This window comes from Bacteroides eggerthii (assembly GCF_025146565.1).
GTDB classification, from domain to species: Bacteria; Bacteroidota; Bacteroidia; order Bacteroidales; family Bacteroidaceae; genus Bacteroides; species Bacteroides eggerthii.
In genome coordinates this window covers 337,073-363,241 of the sequence record NZ_CP102258.1, presented here as the reverse complement: position 1 = coordinate 363,241, position 26,169 = coordinate 337,073, and the positions used below count along the sequence as shown (strand labels likewise).

Genomic DNA, 26,169 nt, shown 5'->3' with positions numbered 1-26,169 from the left:
TACAAAAATACGTGTTTTGGTTTGAAAATGTTTCAAATGTTTGGCTTTTTTAGGATATGCCGGTCAGGAACATTTGCAGGCCTTTGCGAATGGATGCCAGTCCGAAATCTTCCGGGCGTATTTCTTTCAGAGGCAGGAAGAACACTTCTGCGGCATCGTCCATTGCCTTGAGATGCAGGGTATCCGCTACCGTACAGCGGAAAAACATGTCCAGCGTATGTACGGGAAATCCTGAGTATATGTAAATGTTCGGCAACGAAAACAGATATTCGGCTTGTGTCACCGTCATGCCTGTTTCTTCTTTCACTTCACGCGCTACGCCTTCCTCGCCGGTTTCCGCCATGTCGATGAAGCCGCCAGGCAGGTCCAGTGTTCCTTTAGCCGGTTCTTTGGCGCGACGGCACACCAGCAATTCGTTTTGTTTGTTCAGTATCAGGGCTACGCTGGCGGAAGAAGGGTTGAAATAGTAGACGAATCCGCAATCCTTGCATTGCTTTGATTTCTCATTGTGAATGTCGAAATGCTCCGAACCACATTTCGGACAGTATCTGAATTGGGAAAGAGGATGTTCCATGTAATTTATAACTTTAGTGGTTGCAGTAGGCAAAGATAGGAAAATCTATTCATAAAAAAGACTGCATCCGGTGATACTCTGTTCATCGGGTGCAGTCTTGGTGGTTTATCCCGGCGGATCTTCCGCCGTTGTCGTTTAGCGTAGAAACTCGTAATGTCCGGCAGTGCCTTCAAAAGAAAGGATGCCGTCGTTTGAACGTACTTCCATGGCGGGGATATATACTTTCCCGTCTTTCTTGATTTGCCATGTGCCCGGAATGAGGTCGGTGATGACAAATTTCATGGAAGTGTTTCCGTCCACCTTCATGTCTATTTTGCCGGACAGGGGCAGGCTGTTCTTGCTGAAAGTCACGATCCGGTCGGCTATCTGTACGCCCACCACTTTCCCGGCATCGATACGTTTCACGTCATTCATCCGTTTGCAGGTGTTGTCTGCCACCTGCATCACGTTCAGAAAGTAGTTTTCGGCGGCGGGAACAGCGGGAGACACTTCTACGCGCCATGCTCCTCTTTCGTTGGCATCATCGGGACGGTTGGGCAGTGCGTCGTTCGGATAGTTGGTGCCGAACACCCAGAATTCTTTTCCTTTGCCGCCCACTTTTTCTATTTGGGCATTACCGGCTTCAGGCAGCAGCACTTGGTTCTGCAACATGCCCGTATCCCCGTTCTTGGTACGGCGGATGATGAAACGGTCGCCTTCTATTACGGGCTCTTCGATGCTGTGCAGCAACCAGAACTTCTTGAACTGCGGGTCGGAAGATACCACTTTGTCAAATACGATGAGCGCACCGGGCACTTCGGTGGAATGTAGGTTCAGGAATACGAAAGAACGCTTGGCCTCTTTTACCTTATCTGTATAGGCTTGCGTGATGTCACCTTTCAGGTAGGAGTAATCGGGTTTGCAGGCATCCGGTCCGAAGCCATGCGCCAGTGCTTTGCCGGTGGTGTAGTCCTTGCTCATCAATTGCTTGAAGGAACGGCAGGTTTCCCAGCGGTCGCCGGGCATGCGTTGTCCACCGTCATTGGCTGCAAACTCGGTCTTGCCGCCTCCGCCGTAGTTCCAGCAGGCGAATTTCTCGTCGGGGTTGTACACCAGCAGGGAGTTATGTGCGATGGTACGTTTGAAGAAATTCTTGTTGTGCGGGCTGTTGTAGCCGCCGGAACTTCCCTGATAGGCTCCTGCGTCGATGGCGAGAGGGCCTTTGTAATAGAGTTGGAAGGAACCGCCGTCCAGATGCTGGTGGTTGCCGACAAACTGTTCGTTTATTTTCATTTCGGCAATCACGCTGTTTTCGTCCCATGCCGTACGTGCTATCATCCAGCCGAACGGGCTTCCGGAGTAGCGTGTCAGCGGCAGGTCATCGGGGGCTTTGGCTTTCAGGTCCAGATCTCTCCACAGGATGTCGAAGATGAGGCAATGGCGCTCGATATTCGGTTTGCGCTCGTATTCGTAGGCCAGGTAGCTGTCTTTGTAGAAGCTGGAGGCCAGCATGGCGGGCAGCGAATAGGAGGGCGTGTTCTTTCTGATAGGGTTAGTGTCGCCGGCGGGCATTACTTGTCCGTCCGGGCGGCGGCGATACAGGAAGTCGTACAGCACGAACTGCTGTGCCGGGTTGTATATGGCTCCTGCTCCCATGCGTTGCAGGATCCAGAGGGAGAAGAGGTCATTGCTGAAACGTACGTTCACGTAGCTTGTCCCCTGATGATAGTTATGTCCGGAATAGATGTAGTTCCTTACAGGCAGGTAATCCTTGAACATCATCTTTATCACGTAGTTGTACATGTCCGGATATTCGTCATAGATGGCTATGCCGGCCGAAAGCATGTCTCTCAGTATCATCCATTCGCTGGAGTGTCCGGCAATCGGTTCGTTGTTGCGTGGAGGGTAGCCACATTCCATCGTCTTGGCTATGCGGATGAAAGATTCCACGTACGCTTTTTTCTCCGATTCTTTCATCTGGTCGTAGCACCAGTCATATACCATTGCGCCGCAGGTGAGCATCACACCACTGGCGCGTGACAGGTCCCCTTGGGTTCCATAGTTTACGTTCTGGAGCGTGTCCAGCATGGCGGTAATGGCGCGTCTTGCTTGTTTCTTGTCGCCGTATACGAGGTATTCGAGGGCTTGTACCTGTACGCGGCTGGTCACGCCGCGCATTTCGAAGTAATAGCGGAATCCTCTGTCCTTGACCTTTGCCTCTTCTTCCGGTGTGCGGTCTTTCCCTAATTTGTTCAGGGTGGCCAGAACCTCCTTTACGTGCGGGTGGTTCATCCGTTTCTTTAGGTCGGGCAGATCGGCGGAGCGTACGTAAAGCCGGGGGTGCACCTGTGGGGGAATGGGGACTGTGACATCTTCCATTTTTTCCCAAGTCACTTCTGTCCTGCTCTGTTGCGCATTGCTTTTCAGGCAGAAAATACAGAGGAAAAGGCTTGTGATAAATAGGATACTTTTTTTCATGTTTTTTCGTTTGGTATGTTAATAAATAGTTGTTCTTCTATCCGTTTTAGGGGGGAGGGGTGTGCTTAACCCTCTGTAAATGTAAGGCAAAAATTATAATCCGTACCGGCTTTGAACAGACAAAAAACGCTCTGTTTTGTATTTTTGAACATAAGTGATATATGCTGGGACATTATTAATATTATGTGCTTTTTGAGTTACCCGTTATATAGGATAAATCAGGTGCAAGATTTACAGGTTTTATTCGTTTCTCTTATATTTTGTGTATCTTTGAACATAAAAATTGAAAGGCATATGAATATAAAAACGATGACTGTGTGTCTGGTATGCGCCGGAGCGTTATTGGTAAGCTGTGGAAGCAACCGCGAGAAAAAGGCTGGGGATACCGATGAAATGGAAAAGCCGGAAATGATTGGGGGCGATAAAGATGAGCATGGATGTATTGCTTCGGCGGGATATACATGGAGTGAAGTACAGAAAGATTGCATCCGTTTGTGGGAGAAAGGTGTGCGTCTGACTTCTGTTAAAGATGAAAGGAACACATTATATATTGTGTTCAGTCCTGACTCCAGCCGGGTGGAATTGTTCTTCTCGGAAGAGGATATCCCGAATGAAATCCTTGACCGTCGTAGTTTGCCTTCCGGCGGGTATGTCTGGAATATGGAGGACGATGATACGAAGAACGTACGTTTGGAAAATGATAAATGGACCGTCAGCCGGCGTGGAGAGCTTGTCTACGAGTCGGTTGCCGATAAATGATTTATTTTAATGATTGCTTGAACAATGGATGATTTAAGAATCTTGACCGGTAAAGTCTGCGATGTGGCCCGTACGGCGGGGCGCTTCCTGAAAGAAGAGCGTAAGAGTTTCCGTAGGGAAGCGGTGGAGGAAAAGCATGCGCACGACTATGTGTCCTATGTGGACAAGGAGTCTGAAAAACGCATTGTCGCCGCACTGGGCGCTCTTCTGCCCGAAGCCGGTTTTATCGTGGAGGAGGGCTCGGCAGTCTACCGGGATGAGCCGTATTGTTGGGTGGTGGACCCGCTTGACGGTACTACCAATTATATTCATGGCAATGCCCCCTACTGTGTCAGTATCGCTTTGCGCAACAAGCACGAGTTGTTGCTGGGAGTTGTTTATGACCCTTGTCTGGACGAGTGTTTCTATGCTTGGAAGGGCGGTGGCGCATACCTTAATGGGCAGTCTCTACAAGTATCTTCCGTCCGTAGTATGGAAGCTTCGTTCGTGGTGACGGAGCTTCCGTATAATTCGGAACAATATGCCCGTACGGGAGAGTATCTGATACGCGAACTGTACGGCAGGGTGGCGGGTATCCGTATGAATGGTTCGGCGGCAATAGCCCTCTGCTATGTGGCGGCAGGACGTTTCGACGCTTGGCTGGAGGCTTTCCTCGGAAAATGGGATTTCTCGGCGGCGGCACTGATTGTGCAGGAAGCAGGCGGACGGGTGACAGATTTTTATGGAAACGCCGGTTTCATCGACGGGCATCATGTGGTCGCCACTAACGGGTGGCTGCACCCGTTCTTGCTGGAGCTGGTGCAGAAGGCGATGCCTTTAGGTATGTAACACCTATGAAAAACACATTTAAAACTTGGTTTCTATCTTTTCTTCATTTATTCTTTCCCCGGCAGTGCGCTGTGTGCGGCGAGCCTTTGCAGGAGGGAGAAGATGCTATTTGCCTGAAGTGTAATATGAGTCTGCCCCGTACGGGGTATCATCTTCGTGTGGACAATCCGGTGGAGCGTATGTTTTGGGGAAAATTTCCTTTGGAACATGCCACCTCCTACTTTTTTTATCAGAAAGGCAGCGACTTCCGCCGGATACTACATTTGCTGAAATATGGCGGGCGTAAGGATTTAGGTGAGATAATGGGACGCTTTATGGCAGCGGAGCTGCTGGAGTCGGGCTTCTTTCGCGGTATAGACGTTATAGTACCCGTTCCTTTGCATCCCCGTAAACAACGGATACGCGGGTACAACCAAAGCGAGTACATAGCCCGGGGGATTGCAGCGGTTACCGGTCTTTCCCTGGATACTTCTTCTGTGGTGCGCAAAAGGCATACGGAGACGCAGACAAGCAAGTCGGCGTATGAGCGGTGGGAGAATGTGGACGGCATGTTCCGCCTTGACTGTCCCGAACGCTTTGCCGGAAAGCATGTCTTGCTGGTGGATGATGTGCTGACTACCGGAGCCACCACTACGGCGTGCGCCGATGCGTTTCGGGATGTGGAAGGGATGTGTATCAGTGTGCTGACACTTGCTGTAACGGATTATTGAGAATGATCCTTGAGCCGGGATGTCAGATAGTTGATTCAAACAAAAAAGGTTCGCCTGCATGACGAACCTTTTGCTCTTCCTCTTGGACTTGAACCAAGGACCCTCTGATTAACAGTCAGATGCTCTAACCGACTGAGCTAAGGAAGAATGTTACATTCGAGTTTCTCTTTCGCTCTTCCTCTTGGACTTGAACCAAGGACCCTCTGATTAACAGTCAGATGCTCTAACCGACTGAGCTAAGGAAGAATGTTGTTTTTTCTCAAATGCGCTGCAAAAGTAATAGGATATTTTGAAATATGCAATATCTTTGCAAAAAAAATATCAAGAATGGACAAAATAATTGGATTGGGAAACGCATTGGTCGATGTGTTAGCAACCCTTGACAGTGATGAAATCTTAACGGAAATGGAGTTGCCTAAGGGTAGCATGACTCTTATTGACGAGGATAAATTGCTGAAAATCAATAAATACTTTAGCCGGATGAAGACGCATCAGGCCACCGGAGGGTCTGCCGGAAATGCCATCCGCGCCATGGCGCAGCTTGGGGCGGGCACCGGGTTCATAGGAAAGGTTAATAATGATTCTTACGGCCGCTTTTTTGGGGAAAGCCTGCTGAAGCATGGAACGGAAGCCAACTTGTTGGTTTCGGATACACTGCCTTCGGGAGTGGCGTCTACTTTTATATCTCCGGACGGAGAACGCACCTTCGGCACATATTTGGGGGCGGCGTCCACATTGAAAGCGGAAGAGCTGTCGCTGGAGATGTTCAAAGGATATACTTATCTGTTTATAGAGGGCTATCTGGTGCAGGAGCACGACATGATTCTCCGCGCTATCGAATTGGCAAAGGAAGCCGGCTTGCAGGTTTGTCTGGACATGGCAAGTTATAACATCGTGGCGGGTGACCATGAGTTTTTCTCCCTTTTGGTCAATAAATATGTGGATATTGTCTTTGCCAATGAGGAAGAGGCTAAGGCGTTCACAGGCAAAGAACCCGAAGAAGCGTTGGATATTATTGCCAAAATGTGTAGTATTGCCATTGTAAAGGTGGGAGCGCGTGGCTCATTGATTCGCAAGGGAACGGAAGAGGTGCACGTTGAGGCCGTACCGGTGAAGAATGTGGTGGATACCACAGGTGCCGGAGATTTCTTTGCGGCAGGTTTCCTTTACGGGCTGACTTGCGGCTATTCTTTGGAGAAGTGCGGAAATATAGGCTCCATCCTGTCGGGAGAGGTGATACAGGTGATTGGAACGGAGCTGCCGGATTCTAAATGGGAGAAGATAAAAGAAAAGATTATAATGATAAATTAGAACATATGAAATATTTAAAAATACGTTGGATAGCTGTCCTGTTGCTGGCAGTGGGTACGAGTTTCTTTTTCGGATTCAAGAGTGGTGATGGCCGTAGTTTTCAGGTAGCCAAAAATCTGGATATATTCAATTCTATTGTGAAAGAACTGGATATGTTCTATGTGGATACGATAGATCCGGACAAAACGATCCGTACCGGCATCGAGTCGATGCTCTACTCGCTCGATCCTTATACACAATATTTTCCGGAAGACGACCAGAGCGAGCTGGAGCAGATGTTGAAAAACTCGTATGGCGGTATCGGCTCGATCATAACCTGGAACACCAAGCTGAAGCGGTCTATGATAGCCGAGCCATACGAAAATATGCCGGCTGCCACCGTAGGTCTGAAGGCGGGTGACATCCTTATGGAGATTGACGGCAAAGACCTTGCGGGAAAGAACAATCAGGAAGTGAGCGAAATGCTTCGCGGACAGGTGGGCACAAGTTTCAAGCTGAAAGTGCAGCGTCCCGGAACGGAACAGCCGTTGGAGTTCGACATTGTCCGTCGTTCCATCCAGTTGCCTTTTATTCCTTATTATGCGATGCTGGACAATAACATCGGTTACATCAACTTGAGCACTTTCTCCGGCAATCCTTCCAAAGAGTTCAAGCAGGCGTTTCTTGATTTGAAGAAACAGGGAATCACTTCTTTGGTGATCGACCTGCGCAATAATGGCGGCGGTTTGCTGGATGAGGCGGTGGAAATAGCCAACTTCTTCCTGCCGAGGGGCAAAACGCTGGTGACTACGAAAGGAAAAATCAAACAGGCGAGCAATACGTATAAGACCTTGCGCGAGCCGTTGGATCTGGAAATCCCGTTGGCTGTATTGGTGAACAGCGCTACGGCTTCTGCATCGGAGATTCTGGCGGGTGCATTGCAGGATTACGATCGTGCAGTGGTGGTGGGCAACCGTACATTTGGAAAGGGGCTTGTGCAGACTACCCGTCCACTGCCTTATGGCGGTACAATGAAGCTGACCACTTCCAAATATTATATCCCAAGCGGTCGTTGCGTGCAGGCCATCGACTATAAGCACCGTAATGAAGACGGTAGTGTGGGACGTATTCCGGACAGCCTCACCACTGTATTCCACACTGCGGCAGGGCGCGAAGTGCGCGACGGTGGCGGGGTCACTCCCGATATTACCGTCAAGCAGGATAAATTGCCCAATATCCTGTTCTATCTGGTGAATGACAACCTGATATTTAATTATGCCACAGAGTATTGCTTGAAGCATCCTACGGTTCCGGAACCCAAGGATTTCAAAATCACCGATGCCGACTATGCCGACTTCAAAGCAATGGTGCAAAAGGCCGATTTCAAGTATGACCAGCAGACTGAGAAGATATTGAAAAACCTGAAGGAGATGGCCGAGTTTGAAGGCTATCTGGCAGATGCGTCGGGCGAGTTCGAAGCTTTGGAGAAGAAGTTGTCCCATAATTTGGAGCGCGACCTTGACCACTTCTCAAAAGATATCAAGGAAATGATTGCTGTGGAGATTATCAAACGCTATTATTATCAGCGCGGAAGCATTATCCAGCAATTAAAGGATGATGATGATTTGAAGGAAGCTGCCAAGATATTGACTGCTCCGGAGGAGTATAAGAAGATGCTCGGCGCCCCGCTTGCAAAATCGGACGAGAGCAAACGGTAGGTTTGCTGGTAGGGGTGTTCCGCCCCCCAAAAAATCATCATACAAAAGACGCAGAGTCCCACAGAGAGCTTTCATTATTCCTGGACCGTTCAAACCGGATTCCGGGAGAAGAAAATCTCTGTGGGACTCTGCGTCTTTTGTGAGGGAAAAGGAACTTATCTCTCAGTGTAATCCCCGTTCTTTTTGATTAGTTCTATCAGTTTTTCCACTGCTTCCTCTTCGGGGATATTCTTTTCAATACATTCTTTCTTTTTGTACAGGCTGATTTTGCCTCGTCCGGCGCCTACATACCCGTAGTCGGCATCGGCCATTTCACCGGGGCCATTGACTATACAGCCCATAATACCGATTTTAAGTCCTTTCAGGTGCGATGTTGCCTGCTTGATGCGGGCGATGGTGCTTTCAAGGTCATAGAGCGTACGGCCGCAACCCGGACAGGAGATGTATTCCGTTTTGCTGGTGCGGACACGTCCTGCCTGCAAAATGCCGAAAGCGGTGGCGTCTGTCACCTTGTCGCTTATCTTCTTGCCGCCCTTTTGTTTGCTTTGGTTGAAGAGGAGAATACCGTCGCAGAATCCGTCGATGATGAGCGCTCCCATGTCGGCAGCCGATTTGATTTGCAGGTTTTCCACCTCATCTTCGGCGTAGTGCTGGAAGAAAACAAGAGGATTTTTCAGTCCTTCATTCATCAGTTGGTGCGCCAAAGCGCGGTATTCGCCCAGTCGGTTGGGGTGGATGCTTTGTGCTACAAGGACTATTTCCGGATGATACTTCAGGCAGGCAATCGCTTCGTCGTCCAGTCCCATGTAACTGATGAACAGGAATTTCAATGATGCGTTGAATCCGCTGACAAACGGCAGCTGTTCGCTTTTGAAAGCGGGCCATGTATCGGGTTGGCCGTTCCAAAGGTCGGCGTCGATGATGTATTGCATGCCTTTGATGGGGTGTTCGGGCAACTGGCGTCCTGCGTACACGTAATCGGGCGTAAACTGCGGGTTGAAATCCATATTCCCGTCCAGACGCACAGCAATGACTACCGGAAGGCTTTCCCCGCCTATGTTATGCACAGCGGTCGTCGTTCTGCGTTCAGGAGAGAGATAATGGAACTCGGGAGCCACCGCACCCGGTATGTACGGATGATTGCGGCGTTGCGTCATATAGTCCACCAGTTTTCTTGCAACGGGAATTTCCGCTTCGGGAGCCTCGCTTAAGGATACGCGGACAGTGTCGCCTAAGCCGTCGGCCAATAAAGCACCGATGCCTAAGGCTGATTTGATGCGTCCGTCTTCTCCGTCTCCGGCTTCCGTTACGCCGAGATGTAGGGGGAAGTGCATGCCTTCTTTTTCCATTATGTGGGCAAGTAAACGTACGGTTTTCACCATGATTACCGTATTGGACGCTTTTATGGAGATAACCACATCCATGAATTTCTCCGCTACGCAGATCCGTAGGAATTCCATGCATGATTCCACCATGCCTTCGGGAGTATCGCCGTAGCGCGACATGATACGGTCGGATAACGAACCATGATTCACACCGATACGGATGGCGGTGTGATTGGCTTTACAGATGTTCAGGAAGGGAATGAAGCGGTCGCGTATCTTCCGGACCTCTTGCGCGTACTCCTCATCGGTATATTCCAGATGCTTGAAGGTGCGTGCGGCATCCACGTAGTTGCCCGGGTTGATGCGGACCTTTTCCGCATATTGCGCGGCAACGTCTGCTACTTTAGGGTTGAAATGTACGTCTGCCACCAGTGGCACCATGTAGCCGTCTTGGCGCAGGGCGGCATTGATGTTCATCAGGTTCTCCGCTTCCTTGACGCCCTGGGTGGTGAGGCGTACGTATTCTCCGCCGGCATCCACAATACGTTTGGCCTGTGCCACACACGCATCGGTATCTTGCGTGGAGGTATTGGTCATGCTTTGTATGCGGATAGGATTGGAGCCGCCCATAGGGGTGGCTCCGATATTCACTTCTGATGTTTCCCGTCGGGAGTAATTAAATATATCCACGTTGTTAGTGATTAATCAGTTTACTTTATACTCGTATTTCACTTCTTTCAGGTCTTCGTTTGCTTTCACGATTTTCTTTTTCAGACCTTCTTTGTAAGCGGTAAAAGCTTCTGCCAGTTCATCGTTGCTCAAAGCGAGCATTTGCACTGCAAGGATAGCAGCATTCATCGCTCCGTTGATGGCTACGGTGGCTACCGGGATGCCCGGAGGCATCTGGATAATGGAATAAAGGGCATCCACGCCATCGAGGACGGAGCCTTTTACGGGCACCCCGATTACGGGCAACGTGGTGTTGGCGGCAATGACACCGGGCAGAGCTGCGGCCATGCCGGCTGCGGCGATAATTACTTTAATACCGCGCTTACGGGCGCCTTTGGCAAATTCTTCTACTGCTTCCGGAGTGCGGTGGGCAGAGAGAGCGTTCATTTCGAACGGTACATGTAAATCATTGAGCAGTTGTGCGGCCTTTTCCATGACAGGAAGGTCGGAGGTGCTGCCCATAATGATACTGACAATTGGAGACATATTATTTAATTATTAGTGATTAGGGGCTAGTGATTAATCATTAATCAGTGCTTTGTATGCTTCTGCATCCAGCAGGCTGTCGAAGTCTGCGTCGGCGGCAGGTTTGATTTTGATGAGCCAGCCTTCGCCGTACGGGTCTTTATTTACCAGTTCCGGCTGTTCTTCCAAAGCCTCGTTTTGCTCTAACACTTCTCCGGCAACGGGCAAGAAGAGGTCGGAAATGGTTTTTACTACTTCGATAGTGCCGAATACCTCATCGGCTGCCAATGTTTCGCCTACTGTCTGGATGTCGACAAATACAATATCACCCAACTGTTCTTGGGCATAGTCGGTGATTCCTACATAAGCTACATCGCCTTCCTGGCGAATCCATTCATGCTCTTTTGTGTACTTTACATCATTAGGAAAATTCATAATCGTTAGTTTTAAGAGTTAATATTTAAAATAAGAATATGTTGAACAAACGGAATACTAATTTGCAGAACGGGTGCAGCACCAGCAGGGAGCAAATCAGCCCTACGGCGAAACCGCCCATTACCTCGCCCAGCGTATGGTGTTGGAGGATGATCCGCGCCGTACCCAACACGCCTGCGATGAGGATGAATATGCACAACCAACCCACCGGATTGTATCCGAACAGGGCGCTGAAAGCAACCAGTCCGCCTATTATGGCGCCGGCTCCTGCCATGTGTTCGCTGAGCTTCCACTTCAGGTTGACAATAACGCAGATTATCATCATGATGAGAGCGGCAAAAATAATTCCTGTCATATACCAGGGGATATTCAGCCGGTGCATCATGAGCAGGCAGAAGATGTAAGAGGTAATGGTCAGGATGAACGGTACATACCTTCGTTTCCGCTCTGCCAAATCGCCGGGGCCAAATCCGTTGATCTTACGGAAAAGGAAGATGGTCAGGGTAGGCATAAGGATTGTAAAGCAGTACACCACTCCCAGTACGATTAACTTGTATTGCAGCGGCATGATCCGCAGGTACGAAAACACGAATAGAATCAGGAATGCCACGAAGGGAATGGAGAACGGTGTGAATATCACCGAAACCGCCTTGGCTGCCCTGATGAGGGTTTTGTCAGTTATGATATGTTGTTGTTCTATGGCCATTTCTCTGGTTTTGCATTATCACTCTTTTGTCATTCCGCTGCCTTGTCCCTTTCTATCTCCTCAGCCTTGCCACCGGTATGTTTAGCTGCTGGCGGTACTTGGCTACGGTGCGGCGGGCAATCGGGTATCCTTTCTCTTTCAGGATTTCTGTCAGTTCATCGTCGGTATAGGGTTTTTTCTTATCTTCGCTGTCGATACATTCCTTAAGTATTTTCCGTATTTCCCGTACTGACATTTCTTCTCCGTCTTCCGTAACATATCCGTCATTGAAAAAGAACTTCAGCGGATAGATGCCGTAATTGGTCTGTACGTATTTGCTGTTGCTGACACGGGAGATTGTTGAAATGTCGAGTCCGGTGCGTTCTGCGACATCTTTCAATATCATGGGGCGGAGCAACGACTCGTCACCGTCGAGGAAGAAAGGGCGTTGCAGGTCGATAATGGCTTGCATGGTGGTCAGCAATGTGTTCTGACGTTGCTTGACGGCATCTATGAATCCTTGGGCGGCATCCATTTTCTGCTTCAGAAACATCATGGCCTCTTTGGACTCCTTGGACTGGTTGGCTTTGTTCCTGGTGTGTTCCTCTACCATTTCGGTGAAATCGCGGCTCATGCGCAGTTCGGGAACATTCCGGTTGTTGAGCGTAAGGTTTATGGTGCCGTCGTCATACGTATCCACAATAAAATCCGGTACGATTTGTTGCAGGTTTTTGCCGATGGCCTCGCCCAGCGATGCGCCCGGACGTGGATTCAGTTTGCAGATTTCGTTTATGGCTTGGCGGAAGGCTTCTTCTTCCAGTCCGAGCTTTTGTTGTATTTTGTCCCAATGTTTACGGGTGAAGTCTTCGTAACATTCGGAAATAATGGCTTCTTCGATAGAAAGCAACGGGTTGGGAGTGAAGTTTTGCTGCTCTATCTTGCGTCGTATCTGGATGAGGAGACACTCTTGCAGGTTGCGGGCTCCCAATCCGGCCGGGTCGAAATCCTGAATGATTTTCAGGGCTTCCTCCAACTCTCCGGTGGTGGCTTCAATGCCGGCGTAGATGGCAAGTTCGTCGCTGATGCTTTCCAGCGATTTACGTAACAGCCCGTCGTCATCCAATGATCCGATGAGGTATTCGGCCAGTTCACGCTGGTGTTCGGTGAGATTGCGTTCGCCCAGTTGTTCTTTCAGGGTTTCATAGAAAGAAGTGGTATCGGAGAAGGGAATCTCTTCGGCCTGCTCTCCTTTGCTGCGGTTGTTTTCCTGTAATTTGTAATCGGGTATATCATCTTCGGTGAGATAATCGCTCAAGGAGTCATAATCGGTGTCTCCGCCCTCTTCTGTACCGGAGTCTGCGTCGGGAGCATCGGAATACTCATCACCGGCAGTATCGTCCTTCCCCTCTTCCAGTGCGGGGTTTTCCAGAAGCTCGGCACGTACGCGATCTTCCAGCTCTATTGCCGGAAGCTCCAGTAGCTTTACTACCAGAATCTGCTGTGGTGACAGCGTCTGTATCTGCTGTTGCGCTTGAGTCTGTATCTGTCGGGAACCTTGTGCCATACTTTATACATTGTTTACTTGCTGCAAAGATAAGTTTTATCTCCGCACTTTTTGCAAAAATAGTGAATAGTTCGGGAACGAGAAATCTTCTCTTATTATATTTAACAAGAAAGACGCAGCTTGGTTGTGTCTTACTGCATATGAGTGGAGGTCACTTCGGGAGTGAAATAGCATTAAAAGGCTTCTAATATGATATTAAAAGGCTTTTAATGCTATATTAGAAGCCTTTTAATGTAATCTCATCCTAAGGAAGAGAGGGACAGGGCATTGAACGCAATTCCGGTGACTAAGTAGTTCTTCTTTATACATGTTCGGGTTTTATCTTATCCTTTCAAATATTCTTCTTATCTTTGTGGTATAACTATTAAAAAAACAGAAGATCATGTTTGCTAAAGAAACGTATGTACAGCGTCGGGCCCTACTGAAGAAAAATATAGGCTCAGGAGTGTTGCTGTTCTTAGGTAATGACGAGCAAGGGCTGCATTATGAAGATAACACTTTCCGTTACCGGCAGGATTCTACATTTTTGTATTATTTCGGTTTGTCCTTTGCCGGCTTGTCGGCGATTATCGACATTGACGAGGACAAGGAGATTATTTTTGGAGATGAACTGACGATTGACCATATTGTCTGGATGGGTACACAGCCTACCTTGAAAGAGAAGAGCGAACGTGTGGGCATAACGGATGTGATGCCTTCCTCCGAGATTGTGAATTATCTGCACAAAGCGGTGCGTAAAGGACAGACGGTGCATTATCTTCCTCCTTACCGGGCGGAACATAAATTGAAACTGATGGATTGGCTGGGTATTCCGCCGGCACGACAGGAAGGATCCGTCCCTTTTATCCGCGCAGTTGTGGCGCAGCGTAATTACAAATCCGCCGAAGAGGTAGCGGAAATAGAAAAAGCATGTAATGTGACGGCCGACATGCATATTACTGCCATGAAAGTACTCCGTCCGGGCATGTACGAATATGAAGTGGTGGCGGAAATGAACCGGGTGGCCGAATCCAATAATTGCGAACTTTCATTTGCCACGATTGCTACGATCAACGGTCAAACCCTGCATAATCATTATCATGGAAATAAAGTGAAACCGGGAGACTTGTTCCTGATTGACGCCGGTGCGGAAGTGGAATCGGGCTATGCCGGTGATATGTCTTCTACGATTCCTGCCGATAAGACATTCACTCCCCGCCAGCGTGCCGTTTATGAAATTCAGAATGCTATGCATCTGGAGTCGGTCAAGGCGCTCCGTCCGGGCATCCCTTATATGAGTGTTTACGAACTTTCGGCCCGCGTTATGGTGGAGGGGATGAAAGAGCTCGGCCTGATGAAGGGTAATGCGGAAGATGCTGTTCGTGAGGGTGCACATGCCTTGTTCTATCCTCATGGGTTGGGACACATGATGGGGCTGGATGTGCATGATATGGAAAACTTCGGTGAGATTTGGGTAGGTTACAACGGCCAGCCCAAAAGTACGCAGTTCGGCCGCAAAAGCCAGCGCCTCGCCATTCCTTTGGAGCCGGGCTTTGTGCATACCGTTGAACCCGGTATCTATTTTATCCCTGAACTGATAGACCTTTGGAAAGGCGAAAAGAAGTTTAAGGATTTCATCAATTATGATAAGGTGGAAGAATACCGCAACTTCGGCGGCATCCGCAATGAAGAAGATTATCTGATAACGGAAACCGGTGCGCGCCGTTTGGGCAAAAAAATACCGTTGACACCGGAGGAAGTGGAGGCTCTGAGGTAGTTGAAAGCTAAAGGAGCCGGATATTAAAAATTGAGAGTTGAAAGCCTGCCGCGCAATGATGCCGCATAGTAGCTTTCAACTCTCATTTTATTTAAGCGTGAAGCTCCAGTACAAATCGCGCCCCTTTGGTATAGCCGCTGTCCAGCGTGAGGCTGCCATTCATTTTGGTGGCAATGAGCGAACAGATAGGCAGGCCTAATCCGTCGCCTTGAGTCAGGTCTTTTACTTCGGTGAACGGCTTGAATATACTCTCGCGTTGTTCTTCGGGAATTCCGCAACCTGTGTCACTGATGATGAACTGATGTGTATGGGCACCGCGTTTTTTGAAATCCAACCATATCTTTCCGCCTGCCGGAGTGTATTCGGCGGAATTCTCCAGCAAATGTAGCAGGATACGTTCCAGATGCTCTGAATTGATTTTTACATTCAGTTTGGGAGCGTTTACAGTGAGGACCACATCTTCTTGTACTTTGCTTCTTATTTTGTCCATGACGCTCTCGCAGAAAGTTGAAATGTTCTGTTCCTGTACTTCATAGGGCTCTGACAAACTGTTTTCCAACTCGGACAACTCTTGGATGTGACCGGAGAAAGTGCGTAATGCCTGTACGCCGGGCAACTGTGAGTCGAGCGTATCCAAGGTCGGTTCCATTTGGGCGGAAATGTTCTGAATGAATTTGGTTTTCAGTTCATTGTGCTCATTGGCAATGGCAATCGCCTTTTTTTGCTTGCGCGTCAGCATGATAAAACGCAATAATACGATTGCTCCTATTACTAATGCTGCCGCTAAGATGGCTGCCAATACGCAGAGTCCGATAATAATGTACTGTTTGGCGGAAAGGGAGTCGTCTTTCTCTTGGATGGTAGTCAGGCTCTCGTCATATTTCTTTTTCAATATATTCAGTTCGTCTTGTGCGGTGAGCGCTTTGACCGAATCTGTCCAGACAATGTATTTGTCATAGGTGCGGGCCACCAGTCCTGCGTTGTTTGCTTTGCGGGCAATGCTTATGAGGGTTTTGTAACATTCGTCCACCTTGACATAATTCTTTTGCCGTTTGTACTGTTCTATCAGTTTCTTGAAGGCCGCATCTCCTTGTGAGTTCATGCCGAAAGTATAATAATAGTTGGCTTGGGTATATAGGAAATCGTTGTTCAAGGAGTCGCTTTTGGCGGCTTGGGCTGTTTCTTCCAGCTTTTTCAGTTGTTCTTTGGCGCGGGCAGGGTTTTTGATGTTGATGTACATCTGCAGCCGTTCTTTATTGATGCGGAAACGCAGGTCGGGGAGGTTCTTTTTAAGTTTTTGTTCGCCGTTTCCTATCAGTTGCTCTGCATTGCGCAGTAACTCGAATGCTTCTTTATAATAGTTCTCGCGGTGATAGAGGGCGCTGGCATTGACGCCACATTCCACTGCCTGGGTGTATTTCTCCTGTGAAGCAAAGGAATTATAGGCTTGTAGGAACAGGTAGCGAGCCTTGATATATTCTTTTTTGGCAAGACTTTCTTGTGCTTGTTTCATTAATTCATCGGCACGATTTTGTGCATACGTTTGGGCACACAGACAGAAAAGTGCCGCAAAAAGTACTGTAATGATTCTTTTCATTATGCGTAAGTTTGTTTTATTTGCTTACAAAGTTAAGACTTTCTTTGCTATGTTGTATGCAAAAGTCCATAATTTACCTCATTGGCGGATGGAATCTCCGGCATCGGTTTTAGTATTTAAAGCTGCTGCCGCCCAAGAACTCCCTCAGTAAGGATGTCGGTGGAATTTCCTTGTCCTGTACCGGTGTAAAATATTTGATGAATTTCATGAGACGATAGGCTTCGGCATATTCAGGGCAGTTGCGTGGCACACTGGTGAGTATGGGCTCTGCATGGCAGCGCAATACGGCAAACTCAAACAGCAAGGCCGAGTTGAACATGACATCGGCATTTTCCTGATAGGGGAAGATCCATTTGTCCTCGCCGGCACGTACACTGGGCCAACGTGAAATGGTTTCTTGAGCTGAATATCCCCGATAGTTGAAGTCGCGGATAATGCGGCGCAACAGGCGGTTGTCCGTTGTGGGAATCCAGTTGTGGTCGTCAAGTGAGATGGTTGTCAGCGCGGAAACATAAATCTTGTATTTATCCTCGGCGGATATTTGCGGGGTTAATTCCGGGTTCAGGGCATGGATGCCTTCCAATATAAGAATGGTATGCTTGTCGATGCGCAGTTTGTCTCCTTTATATTCTTTTTTGCCTAACGTGAAGTTGAACCGGGGCAGTTCCACTTCTTCTCCCCGAAGCAAGGCTTGCAACTGGCTGTTGAAAAGCTCAAGGTCGAGGGCGTAGAGAGATTCATAATCATAATTGCCGTTTTCGTCACGCGGAGTATCTTCACGATCTACAAAATAGTTGTCCAATGAAATGGGATAGGGGCGCAGTCCGTTGGTCATCAACTGTACGGAGAGCCGTTTGCTGAAGGTTGTTTTTCCGGAAGAGGAGGGGCCGGAGATCAGGACAAGCTTTACGCGGTTTCCGTTTTCTCCCCGGTGATAGATTTCGTCGGCAATTTGGGCTATCTTCTTTTCTTGTAAGGCTTCGGCCACCTTAATCAGGTCGGTTGCATGGCCTTCCTCGCAGGCAAGGTTGAAGTCGCCCACATTGCTCAGCCCCATGATATAGTTCCAGCGCAGATGTTCTTTGAATACATCAAGCATCTTCTCTTGTTTTACTACATCTTCGAGTACGGCAGGGTTCTCTTTGTTGGGAATACGCAGCAAGAGGCCGTCGTAATATTTCACGATGTCAAACAGCTTGATAAAGCCTGTGCTGGGGAGCAAATTGCCGTAATAGTAGTCCACCGTATCTCCCAATGTATAGTAATAGGTATATATGGAGCCGGATGTTTCCAGCAGTTTCACTTTGTCGTTCATGCCCCGTTCGCTGAATACGCGTACGGCTTCGGTGGTATGACATTCGGTGCGGCGGAATGGAATATCTTCCGCTATGATTTCCTGCATCCGTCTTTTTATGGCCGATACGTCTTCCAGCTCAATGGGACGCCCGATGCGGAGATTGCAGAAATAGCCTTTGGATACGGGATGCTCCACAAACAGTTTTCCGTCCGGAAACAATTCATTGACAGCCTTGTACAGGATAAAGCAAAGCGAACGGACATATGTACGCATACCGGAAGAATCCCGTACATCCAAAAATTCAACATCTTTATTGTTGTAGACCCGGAAATTGAGTCCTTCAGAACGGTTATTTACTTTGGCGCTGACTACCTGATAGGGAAAATTAAGATTAAAACCGTAATAAATATCCAAAAGTGAGCTTCCTATAGGGAATTCTTTATAAATATTATTATTTTTGCAACAAATTTGTAACATGTGTTTCATGATGTCTTTTTTTGAGGTGATTAACACGTTAAATATAGAGCATAATAACAAATGACACAAAGAAACACTTTAACTAATTAAAGATGGAATATTCTTTTTATGATTTTTTAAAGCTGCTTGGCTCATTGGCGTTGTTCCTCTACGGAATGAAAATTATGAGTGAGGGACTTCAGAAATTTGCCGGCGACCGTTTGCGGAAGATTCTAACCGCTATGACAACCAACCGGGTGACCGGCGTGCTGACAGGGGTGCTCATAACAGCGCTTATCCAATCCTCTTCGGCAACTACCGTAATGGTGGTGAGTTTTGTCAATGCCGGGTTGCTAACCTTATCACAGTCTATCGGTGTGATTATGGGTGCCAATATCGGTACTACCGTTACGGCATGGATCATTTCAGCATTAGGATTTAAAGTAGACATCGCAGCTTTCGCCCTTCCTCTTTTAGCTTTTGGTATTCCTCTCCTCTTCTCTCAGAAAAGTAATCGTAAGTCTATCGGTGAATTTATTTTTGGTTTCTCTTTCTTGTTTATGGGGCTTTCTTATTTGAAGAACAACGCGCCCGATTTGAGTCAGAACCCGGAAATGCTGGCTTTTGTGCAGGACTATACCGATATGGGATATATATCCGTACTGCTTTTTGTGCTTATAGGAACAGTCTTGACTATGATTGTGCAGGCTTCTGCGGCAACAATGGCCATTACTCTTATTATGTGTGCGAACGGTTGGATCAGCTTTGAGTTGGGGGCGGCCCTTGTTCTTGGTGAGAATATAGGAACGACTATAACGGCCAATCTTGCAGCACTTACCGGTAATACGCAGGCCAGGAGGGCTGCATTGGCGCATCTGGTATTTAATGTGTTTGGCGTTATATGGGTGTTGTGCCTGTTTATTCCTTTTACGCAGGGAGTGTCTTGGTTTGTGGATAATGTGATGGGCACTAAGGATCCTGCCGTTGCCGTCTCATTTAAACTGTCGGCTTTCCATACATGCTTCAATATATGTAATGTGTTAATCCTGATATGGTTCGTGAAGTTTATAGAACGTACGGTCTGTGCCATTATTCCGCAGAAAGAACAGGACGAAGAATATCGCTTGCGTTTTATTACGGGCGGTATGCTTTCCACAGCGGAACTTTCTATTCTGCAGGCAAGCAAAGAAATTCACTTGTTTGCCGAACGTACTCATCGTATGTTTGGCATGGTACGCGATTTGCTGCATACCGATAAGGATGATGATTTCAATAAGCTGTTTAGCCGGATAGAAAAATACGAGAACATCAGTGACAGTATGGAGCTGGAGATTGCGAACTACCTGAACCAAGTGTCGGAAGGACGTTTGAGCTCTGAGAGTAAACTGCAGATCAGGGCTATGCTGCGTGAAGTGACGGAGATAGAAAGTATCGGTGACAGCTGTTATAACTTGGCGCGTACCATCAATCGCAAGCGGCAGGCGAATTTGGAATTTACGGAAAAGCAATATGAACACATCCATTTTATGATGAAGCTGACCGATGATGCTCTTGGGCAGATGATCGTGGTAGTGGAGCGCTCGGATCATCAGGGCATCGATGTGAACAAGTCGTTCAATATTGAGAATGAAATCAATAATTACCGCAATCAGCTGAAAAACCAGAATATCCTTGATGTTAATAACAAGGAGTATGATTACCAGATGGGAGTTTATTATATGGACATTATTGCGGAATGTGAAAAGCTGGGAGATTACGTTGTCAACGTAGTGGAAGCCAGCAGTGATATAAAAGAAAAGAAAGCGTCTTAGGACGCTTTCTCAAATTCATCTTTGCCTACTCCGCATAAGGGGCATACCCAATCGTCGGGAAGATCTTCGAAGGCTGTTCCCGGTTCTATACCGTTTTCAGGATCGCCCTGCTCGGGGTCGTAAACGTATTCGCAAATGGTGCAGATGTACTTTTCCATAACTCTCTTTTGTTTAAATTTCTTCTTTGATAACAATTGAATTCATCTTTTTGTTTATTGTCCAAGTAAAAAAATAGTTTGGGAAAGGAATTTACCAAACCTATAAAAAGATTTAATAACATTTACTATATAAATTATTGTTGTACTTTTGCAATTCAATTTAAACCTAACGATTTGCATGACTGCAACAAAGGATGATTTTTATCACGTCGGGCTCACTGACGATGAAGTGCGGAAGAGCCGTACAGAGCATGGTGTAAACCTTTTGACGCCCCCGAAGCGTCCCTCTTTGTGGAAACTCTATTTGGAAAAGTTTGAAGACCCGGTAGTAAGAGTGCTGCTGGTGGCTGCTTTCTTTTCTTTGATTATTTCCATGGTCGAGAATGAATATGCCGAAACCATCGGTATCATAGCCGCTATTCTATTGGCTACCGGCATCGGTTTCTTCTTTGAATATGATGCCAACAAAAAGTTTGACCTGCTGAACGCTGTGAATGAGGAAACCTTAGTAAAGGTTATCCGTAATGGGCGTGTACAGGAGATTCCCCGTAAGGAGGTGGTAGTCGGTGATATTATAATTTTGGAAACCGGTGAGGAGATCCCGGCCGACGGTGAGTTGTTGGAAGCCATTTCCCTGCAAGTAAACGAATCCAATCTTACGGGTGAGCCTGTTATTGCCAAAACCATTGTAGAAGCCGATTTTGATGAAGAGGCTACGTACGCTTCCAATCGCGTGTTGCGTGGCACAACGGTAGTCGACGGGCATGGAATGATGCGTGTGGAAGCGGTTGGCGACGCTACGGAGATTGGGAAAGTGGCCCGTCAAAGTACGGAGCAAAGCACCGAGCCTACTCCCTTGAATATCCAACTTACAAAACTTGCCAACCTCATAGGAAAAATAGGTTTCTCGGTAGCAGGTTTGGCGTTTGCCATCTTCTTTATAAAGGATGTGGTTTTGGTCTATGATTTTGCTTCTTTCCATACGTTTGAGCAATGGTTGCCTGCTTTGAAAGCTACTTTGCAATATTTTATGATGGCGGTGACTTTGATTGTCGTGGCTGTTCCTGAGGGGTTGCCTATGAGTGTGACGCTCAGTCTGGCGCTGAATATGCGGCGCATGCTTTCTACCAATAATCTGGTGAGAAAGATGCACGCTTGCGAGACGATGGGAGCGATAACCGTTATCTGTACGGATAAGACGGGTACGTTGACGCAGAACCTGATGCAGGTGTATGAACCTGACTTTTACGGACTGAAAAACGGAAGGGAAGTAGGGGAGGATGATTTGAGTAAACTGGTAATAGAGGGTATCAGTGCCAATTCCACCGCTTTTCTGGAAGAAATGACACCGGGAGAGAAACCGAAGGGAGTGGGTAATCCTACCGAGGTGGCCTTGCTTTTGTGGCTTGATAGTCAGAAACGTAATTATCTGGAACTTAGGGAGGGCGCGAAGGTGCTTGACCAGCTGACCTTTTCTACGGAACGGAAATTCATGGCAACTTTGGTGGACTCTCCTCTGATCGGAAAGAAAGTCCTTTATGTGAAGGGAGCACCTGAAATCGTATTGGGAAAATGCCGGGATGTACTGCTGGACGGCAAGCGGGTGGATGCTGTGGAATATCGTTCTACTGTGGAGGCCCAGTTACTGAAATACCAGAATATGGCGATGCGTACGCTCGGTTTTGCCTATAAGATAGTAGATGATGATACGGCGAAAGATGACTGCGTGGCTTTGGTGGCAGGGAATGACCTGTCTTTTCTGGGTGTTGTGGCAATCAGCGATCCTATACGTCCGGATGTGCCTGCTGCTGTTGCAAAATGCCAGTCGGCAGGCATTGGCGTCAAGATAGTGACGGGAGATACACCGGGTACGGCTACTGAAATTGCGCGGCAGATTGGTTTGTGGAAGGAGGAAGATACTGAGCGGAACCGTATTACAGGTGCTGCTTTTGCCGAGTTGACGGATGAAGAGGCTCTTGACAGGGTATTGGATTTGAAGATTATGTCACGTGCCCGCCCTACCGACAAACAGCGTTTGGTCCAGCTGTTGCAGCAGAAAGGTGCGGTGGTGGCTGTGACGGGAGACGGTACTAATGATGCTCCGGCTTTGAACCATGCACAGGTAGGTCTGTCTATGGGAACAGGGACATCTGTTGCCAAGGAAGCAAGTGATATAACATTGCTGGATGACTCGTTCAACAGTATCGGTACGGCTGTGATGTGGGGACGTTCGTTGTATAAGAATATCCAACGTTTCATCGTATTCCAGCTGACAATTAATTTTGTGGCATTGTTCATTGTGCTGCTTGGCTCATTGGTGGGTACTGAACTGCCATTGACCGTAACACAGATGTTGTGGGTGAATCTGATTATGGACACATTTGCCGCTTTGGCTTTGGCATCTATCCCTCCCAGTGAAAGTGTGATGAAAGAGAAACCCCGCAAAAGCACTGATTTCATTATAACTAAATCCATGAGAAATTATATTCTTGGTATGGGAATGGCTTTCCTGATATTGCTCATGGGAATGTTATTCTGGTTTAATAATGAAGAGAATGGTATGACGCCGCAGCGCCTGACCATCTTCTTTACCTTCTTCGTCATGTTGCAATTCTGGAACCTTTTCAATGCAAGGGTATTCGGAACGTCGGATTCTGCCTTTAAAGGGATCTCCAGATCTTACGGCATGGAGTTGGTGGTACTTGCTATTTTGGGAGGCCAGTTCATTATTGTGCAGTTTGGTGGAGCGGTGTTCCGTACGGAACCACTTGATTTCACAACCTGGATGATAATTATAGCTTCTACTTCTTTGGTATTATGGGTGGGCGAAGGCATCCGTCTTGTCCGACGTTTCATGCAAAAATAGGGTGATGAAAAGAAAAGGAATCAAAAATCTTATAGTTGACTTTGGCGGTGTACTGATTGATTTGGACCGTCAGCGTTGTTTGGAGAATTTTAAGAAACTGGGATTGCCGGATGTGGAGCATGCTCTTGACATATATCATCAGCAGGACTTCTTCCAGCATTATGAGAAGGGGCTTATTTCCAGTGCCGATTTTCGGAATGTGATTCGGGGGAAGATAGGCAAGGACGTTGCTGATGCCCGGATTGATGCCGCATGGAACAGTTTCCTGGTGAATATACCGACCTGCAAATTGGATTTGTTATTGGCTTTGCGTAAGGATTATGTGGTATATCTGCTGAGCAATACTAATGAAATTCATTGGAAATGGTCTTGTGAGCATGCTTTTCCCTATAAGACATTTCGCGTAGAAGATTATTTTGAGCACATTTTCCTCTCCTACGAAATGAAAATGGCAAAGCCGGATGAAGAAATCTTCCGGAAAGTGCTGGATGAGGCGGGTTTGGATCCGAAAGAAACCTTCTTTATCGATGATTCGGAAGCCAACTGTATAACGGCCCGGTCATTGGGCATCTCCACCTATACTCCAAAAGCCGGCGAGGATTGGAGTCATTTATTTAAGTAAACCGACAGGATAGGGTGAGCATGCAGTTACACACTGAAATATCCGGTAAGGAGCTCCTGCCGAATGTAGCTACCATTGGCTTTTTTGACGGAGTGCATCGGGGGCATAGGTTCCTGATAGAACAGGTATGCGAGGCTGCGGCTGTACGTGGGCTTGCCTCATCGGTTATTACTTTTCCGGTGCATCCCCGCAAAGTAATGCACCCTGACTTTCACTCCGAGTTGCTCACCACTTGTGACGAGAAGACCGCTCTGCTTGCCGATACCGGCATAGATTATTGCATCATGCTTGATTTCACACCAGATTTAGCCCGTCTTTCGGCCAAACAATTTATGGCTGTATTGAAAGGTGACTATCAGGTGCAGGCTTTAGTGATAGGTTACGACCACCGTTTTGGGCATAACCGCAGCGAAGATTTTGATGATTATGTGCGTTACGGGCAGGAATTGGGAATGGAGGTGATATTGGCGCAGGCCTATTCCAATAATGAGATGACCGTCAGTTCCTCGGCTATTCGCCACCTTTTGCTGGAGGGAGATGTTTCGGAAGCAGCCAACTGTCTGGGCTATCATTTTTTTCTGAACGGTACGGTTGTAAACGGTTATCATGTGGGGCGTAAGATAGGTTTCCCGACTGCCAATCTATGTGTCAATGATCCTGAGAAGCTGGTTCCTGCCGACGGGGTGTATGCTGTTAATGTCTTTCTCGGCGAGGCGAAGCATACAGGAATGTTGAGTATTGGTTACCGGCCTACATTGAATAATGGTCTGGACCGTAGCATTGAGGTGCATATTTTCCATTTTGATGCTGATATTTATGATCAGCCCATGCGGATATCTTTCATCCGCCGTACCCGGTCTGAATTGAAATTTGATTCCATTGAGGAATTGATCGAACAGCTTCATAAGGATGAAGCGGAAATCACTGCCATTCTTTCATTACAATAATACTCCCTGCTGTTTCATTTTTTAGGATACTCTTTGTATGTTTATTGAAGAACATGCCTTTTTTATTGTTTTTCGATAAATATATCTCGTTTTTCTTTGTACTTTCAAAAAAAGCTTTTTTATTTGCATATCGAAAAACGATAAATTCTTATTGAAAAACAAGATTTGAGATAAGAATAAATATGGATTACAAAAGAGCATACGGTTATGAAAAAAGCATTTATGAGTATTACGTTGTTGGTGTTGTCGCTTTCCATGGTGATGATGTTGTTAATGGGAGTTGTTACGGACGCTTAACGGGTTCGCAGGAAAATGTGTATCTTTACACGCTTTTTGAAAAGAAAGGAACGATGAAGACAGCGATAAAATTAGTTTTGGTTTATTTTGTGATGCAAATTCTGGCTGCATTGCTGGCGATGCCTTTCGCCATGCTTTATTCTTATGCGGTCAGTGGAACGATAGATGGGGCAAATACCATTGCTTTGGCTCCGAGTATGTTATTGGGATTTGTCGGCATGGGGGGCTATCTATGGAAGAAGGGCTATCTGAAAGATGACGGAAAGATGTGGTCTCCGGTATCAGTACCTTATCTGGGTTGGAGCATCATTATCGGTTTCGCCACTATTTTCTTGATTGATTTTGTAATGTCCAAGTTGTCTTTCCTTCCGGATTGGCTGGGCAATACGTTTGACCTGCTGCAATCGGGCTGGTTGGGAATCCTCTGTATATCGGTGTTGGGCCCTATTCTGGAGGAGATGTTGTTTCGCGGGGCAATCACGAAAGTGCTGCTGCGGAAGTACAATCCGGTAAAGGCTATTATATTGTCGGCGCTTATCTTCGGGATTTTTCATATTAATCCGGCACAGGTAGTGGGCGCCACGTTGTCGGGCATCTTGTTTGCCTGGCTATATTATAAAACGGGCAGTCTTGTTCCCGGAATTTTAATACATATCTTGAACAATGGTTTGTCGGTATTTCTCAGCTTGCATTATCCTGATGTGGAATACACGTCCGATTTATTGGGAGAACCCGCTTACTGGATATGTCTGGCAGGGGCGGTAGTGTTGTTTGCAGTCTCTTATAGAGTGATGAATTCTTATCGGTTACCGGACTAATACAA

General features: G+C 47.4%; 21 protein-coding genes and 2 tRNA genes. 11 read left to right on the top strand and 12 right to left on the bottom strand.

What is annotated here, in order from left to right; genetic code table 11:
* Nucleotides 1-49: 49 nt before the first annotated feature.
* Nucleotides 50-574: an NUDIX domain-containing protein gene (locus tag NQ546_RS01625; protein WP_004291391.1), complete on the bottom strand. Its 525-nt coding sequence runs from the start codon at nt 572-574 to the stop codon at nt 50-52.
* A gap of 135 nt (nt 575-709) precedes the next feature.
* A complete protein-coding gene (hepB, locus tag NQ546_RS01620; protein WP_004291390.1) occupies nt 710-3,031 on the bottom strand; it encodes a heparin/heparin-sulfate lyase HepB in 2,322 nt (773 codons plus the stop codon).
* Nucleotides 3,032-3,325: 294 nt separating this feature from the next.
* Here hepB and NQ546_RS01615 point away from each other — a divergent pair, with 294 nt between their 5' ends.
* Genes NQ546_RS01615 through NQ546_RS01605 form a run of 3 tightly spaced genes read left to right on the top strand, consistent with a single transcriptional unit; the run spans nt 3,326 to nt 5,328 of the window.
* On the top strand, nt 3,326-3,790 hold the full coding sequence (locus NQ546_RS01615) for a hypothetical protein (RefSeq protein ID WP_017141351.1): 465 nt from the start codon (nt 3,326-3,328) through the stop codon (nt 3,788-3,790).
* Between the two features lie 24 nt (nt 3,791-3,814).
* Nucleotides 3,815-4,618: an inositol monophosphatase family protein gene (locus NQ546_RS01610; RefSeq protein WP_004291388.1), complete on the top strand. Its 804-nt coding sequence runs from the start codon at nt 3,815-3,817 to the stop codon at nt 4,616-4,618.
* Between the two features lie 5 nt (nt 4,619-4,623).
* The gene (locus NQ546_RS01605; RefSeq protein ID WP_004291387.1) at nt 4,624-5,328 is read left to right on the top strand and encodes a ComF family protein; all 705 of its coding nucleotides are present in this window, start codon (nt 4,624-4,626) and stop codon (nt 5,326-5,328) included.
* Between the two features lie 73 nt (nt 5,329-5,401).
* Here the strand turns inward: NQ546_RS01605 and NQ546_RS01600 are convergent.
* A tRNA-Asn gene (locus NQ546_RS01600) sits at nt 5,402-5,475 on the bottom strand.
* Nucleotides 5,476-5,500: 25 nt separating this feature from the next.
* A tRNA-Asn gene (locus NQ546_RS01595) sits at nt 5,501-5,574 on the bottom strand.
* Between the two features lie 81 nt (nt 5,575-5,655).
* On the opposite strand from NQ546_RS01595, the gene NQ546_RS01590 reads away from it, so the two are divergent.
* Together NQ546_RS01590 and NQ546_RS01585 are read left to right on the top strand one after the other, a co-directional pair.
* The gene (locus tag NQ546_RS01590) at nt 5,656-6,639 is read left to right on the top strand and encodes an adenosine kinase (RefSeq protein WP_004294600.1); all 984 of its coding nucleotides are present in this window, start codon (nt 5,656-5,658) and stop codon (nt 6,637-6,639) included.
* Nucleotides 6,640-6,644: 5 nt separating this feature from the next.
* Entirely contained in the window at nt 6,645-8,336 is a 1,692-nt protein-coding gene (locus NQ546_RS01585; RefSeq protein ID WP_172556403.1) for a S41 family peptidase, read from the top strand.
* A 155-nt stretch (nt 8,337-8,491) separates the two neighbouring features.
* Here NQ546_RS01585 and NQ546_RS01580 read toward each other — a convergent pair whose 3' ends face one another.
* The 5 genes from NQ546_RS01580 to rpoN form a co-directional block, all read right to left on the bottom strand.
* Nucleotides 8,492-10,291 (bottom strand): 4-hydroxy-3-methylbut-2-en-1-yl diphosphate synthase, encoded by a 1,800-nt coding sequence (locus NQ546_RS01580; RefSeq protein ID WP_004291384.1) that lies wholly within the window; start codon nt 10,289-10,291, stop codon nt 8,492-8,494.
* Between the two features lie 75 nt (nt 10,292-10,366).
* The gene (gene purE / locus NQ546_RS01575) at nt 10,367-10,876 is read right to left on the bottom strand and encodes a 5-(carboxyamino)imidazole ribonucleotide mutase (RefSeq protein ID WP_004291383.1); all 510 of its coding nucleotides are present in this window, start codon (nt 10,874-10,876) and stop codon (nt 10,367-10,369) included.
* A 33-nt stretch (nt 10,877-10,909) separates the two neighbouring features.
* Complete coding sequence (gene gcvH, locus NQ546_RS01570) at nt 10,910-11,290, bottom strand: glycine cleavage system protein GcvH (RefSeq protein ID WP_004291382.1); 381 nt, start codon at nt 11,288-11,290, stop codon at nt 10,910-10,912.
* Nucleotides 11,291-11,315: 25 nt separating this feature from the next.
* The gene (locus NQ546_RS01565; protein WP_004291381.1) at nt 11,316-11,996 is read right to left on the bottom strand and encodes a hypothetical protein; all 681 of its coding nucleotides are present in this window, start codon (nt 11,994-11,996) and stop codon (nt 11,316-11,318) included.
* 52 nt (nt 11,997-12,048) lie between these two features.
* Entirely contained in the window at nt 12,049-13,539 is a 1,491-nt protein-coding gene (rpoN, locus tag NQ546_RS01560; protein WP_004291380.1) for an RNA polymerase factor sigma-54, read from the bottom strand.
* A 382-nt stretch (nt 13,540-13,921) separates the two neighbouring features.
* Here rpoN and NQ546_RS01555 point away from each other — a divergent pair, with 382 nt between their 5' ends.
* Nucleotides 13,922-15,295, top strand: coding sequence for an aminopeptidase P family protein (locus NQ546_RS01555; RefSeq protein ID WP_004291379.1), 1,374 nt, complete (start codon nt 13,922-13,924; stop codon nt 15,293-15,295).
* Between the two features lie 91 nt (nt 15,296-15,386).
* On the opposite strand, the gene NQ546_RS01550 is transcribed toward NQ546_RS01555, so the two are convergent.
* Nucleotides 15,387-16,892, bottom strand: coding sequence for a sensor histidine kinase (locus NQ546_RS01550; protein ID WP_004291378.1), 1,506 nt, complete (start codon nt 16,890-16,892; stop codon nt 15,387-15,389).
* A 109-nt stretch (nt 16,893-17,001) separates the two neighbouring features.
* A complete protein-coding gene (locus NQ546_RS01545) occupies nt 17,002-18,675 on the bottom strand; it encodes a nucleoside kinase (RefSeq protein WP_004294593.1) in 1,674 nt (557 codons plus the stop codon).
* A gap of 83 nt (nt 18,676-18,758) precedes the next feature.
* Between NQ546_RS01545 and NQ546_RS01540 the strand changes: the two genes are divergently transcribed.
* Complete coding sequence (locus NQ546_RS01540; RefSeq protein ID WP_004291375.1) at nt 18,759-20,456, top strand: Na/Pi cotransporter family protein; 1,698 nt, start codon at nt 18,759-18,761, stop codon at nt 20,454-20,456.
* On the opposite strand, the gene rd is transcribed toward NQ546_RS01540, so the two are convergent.
* The gene (gene rd, locus NQ546_RS01535) at nt 20,453-20,614 is read right to left on the bottom strand and encodes a rubredoxin (protein ID WP_004294592.1); all 162 of its coding nucleotides are present in this window, start codon (nt 20,612-20,614) and stop codon (nt 20,453-20,455) included. The two genes, NQ546_RS01540 and rd, sit on opposite strands and share 4 nt — an antisense overlap.
* 178 nt (nt 20,615-20,792) lie before the next feature.
* On the opposite strand from rd, the gene NQ546_RS01530 reads away from it, so the two are divergent.
* The 4 genes from NQ546_RS01530 to NQ546_RS01515 all read left to right on the top strand — a co-directional run bounded on the left by NQ546_RS01530 (nt 20,793) and on the right by NQ546_RS01515 (nt 26,164).
* A complete protein-coding gene (locus NQ546_RS01530) occupies nt 20,793-23,480 on the top strand; it encodes a calcium-translocating P-type ATPase, PMCA-type (protein ID WP_004291372.1) in 2,688 nt (895 codons plus the stop codon).
* Between the two features lie 4 nt (nt 23,481-23,484).
* The gene (locus tag NQ546_RS01525; RefSeq protein ID WP_004291371.1) at nt 23,485-24,102 is read left to right on the top strand and encodes an HAD family hydrolase; all 618 of its coding nucleotides are present in this window, start codon (nt 23,485-23,487) and stop codon (nt 24,100-24,102) included.
* A gap of 20 nt (nt 24,103-24,122) precedes the next feature.
* On the top strand, nt 24,123-25,049 hold the full coding sequence (locus NQ546_RS01520; RefSeq protein WP_004291370.1) for a bifunctional riboflavin kinase/FAD synthetase: 927 nt from the start codon (nt 24,123-24,125) through the stop codon (nt 25,047-25,049).
* Nucleotides 25,050-25,399: 350 nt separating this feature from the next.
* Entirely contained in the window at nt 25,400-26,164 is a 765-nt protein-coding gene (locus NQ546_RS01515; RefSeq protein ID WP_373176256.1) for a CPBP family intramembrane glutamic endopeptidase, read from the top strand.
* The last annotated feature ends 5 nt before the right edge of the window (nt 26,165-26,169 follow it).

Coding starts and splice junctions, on each gene's coding strand:
- NQ546_RS01625 (WP_004291391.1), bottom strand. CDS start 574: ATGGAACATCCTCTTTCCCAATTCAGATACTGTCCGAAATGTGGTTCG.
- hepB (WP_004291390.1), bottom strand. CDS start 3,031: ATGAAAAAAAGTATCCTATTTATCACAAGCCTTTTCCTCTGTATTTTC.
- NQ546_RS01615 (WP_017141351.1), top strand. CDS start 3,326: ATGAATATAAAAACGATGACTGTGTGTCTGGTATGCGCCGGAGCGTTA.
- NQ546_RS01610 (WP_004291388.1), top strand. CDS start 3,815: ATGGATGATTTAAGAATCTTGACCGGTAAAGTCTGCGATGTGGCCCGT.
- NQ546_RS01605 (WP_004291387.1), top strand. CDS start 4,624: ATGAAAAACACATTTAAAACTTGGTTTCTATCTTTTCTTCATTTATTC.
- NQ546_RS01590 (WP_004294600.1), top strand. CDS start 5,656: ATGGACAAAATAATTGGATTGGGAAACGCATTGGTCGATGTGTTAGCA.
- NQ546_RS01585 (WP_172556403.1), top strand. CDS start 6,645: ATGAAATATTTAAAAATACGTTGGATAGCTGTCCTGTTGCTGGCAGTG.
- NQ546_RS01580 (WP_004291384.1), bottom strand. CDS start 10,291: ATGGGCGGCTCCAATCCTATCCGCATACAAAGCATGACCAATACCTCC.
- purE (WP_004291383.1), bottom strand. CDS start 10,876: ATGTCTCCAATTGTCAGTATCATTATGGGCAGCACCTCCGACCTTCCT.
- gcvH (WP_004291382.1), bottom strand. CDS start 11,290: ATGAATTTTCCTAATGATGTAAAGTACACAAAAGAGCATGAATGGATT.
- NQ546_RS01565 (WP_004291381.1), bottom strand. CDS start 11,996: ATGGCCATAGAACAACAACATATCATAACTGACAAAACCCTCATCAGG.
- rpoN (WP_004291380.1), bottom strand. CDS start 13,539: ATGGCACAAGGTTCCCGACAGATACAGACTCAAGCGCAACAGCAGATA.
- NQ546_RS01555 (WP_004291379.1), top strand. CDS start 13,922: ATGTTTGCTAAAGAAACGTATGTACAGCGTCGGGCCCTACTGAAGAAA.
- NQ546_RS01550 (WP_004291378.1), bottom strand. CDS start 16,892: ATGAAAAGAATCATTACAGTACTTTTTGCGGCACTTTTCTGTCTGTGT.
- NQ546_RS01545 (WP_004294593.1), bottom strand. CDS start 18,675: ATGAAACACATGTTACAAATTTGTTGCAAAAATAATAATATTTATAAA.
- NQ546_RS01540 (WP_004291375.1), top strand. CDS start 18,759: ATGGAATATTCTTTTTATGATTTTTTAAAGCTGCTTGGCTCATTGGCG.
- rd (WP_004294592.1), bottom strand. CDS start 20,614: ATGGAAAAGTACATCTGCACCATTTGCGAATACGTTTACGACCCCGAG.
- NQ546_RS01530 (WP_004291372.1), top strand. CDS start 20,793: ATGACTGCAACAAAGGATGATTTTTATCACGTCGGGCTCACTGACGAT.
- NQ546_RS01525 (WP_004291371.1), top strand. CDS start 23,485: ATGAAAAGAAAAGGAATCAAAAATCTTATAGTTGACTTTGGCGGTGTA.
- NQ546_RS01520 (WP_004291370.1), top strand. CDS start 24,123: ATGCAGTTACACACTGAAATATCCGGTAAGGAGCTCCTGCCGAATGTA.
- NQ546_RS01515 (WP_373176256.1), top strand. CDS start 25,400: ATGAAGACAGCGATAAAATTAGTTTTGGTTTATTTTGTGATGCAAATT.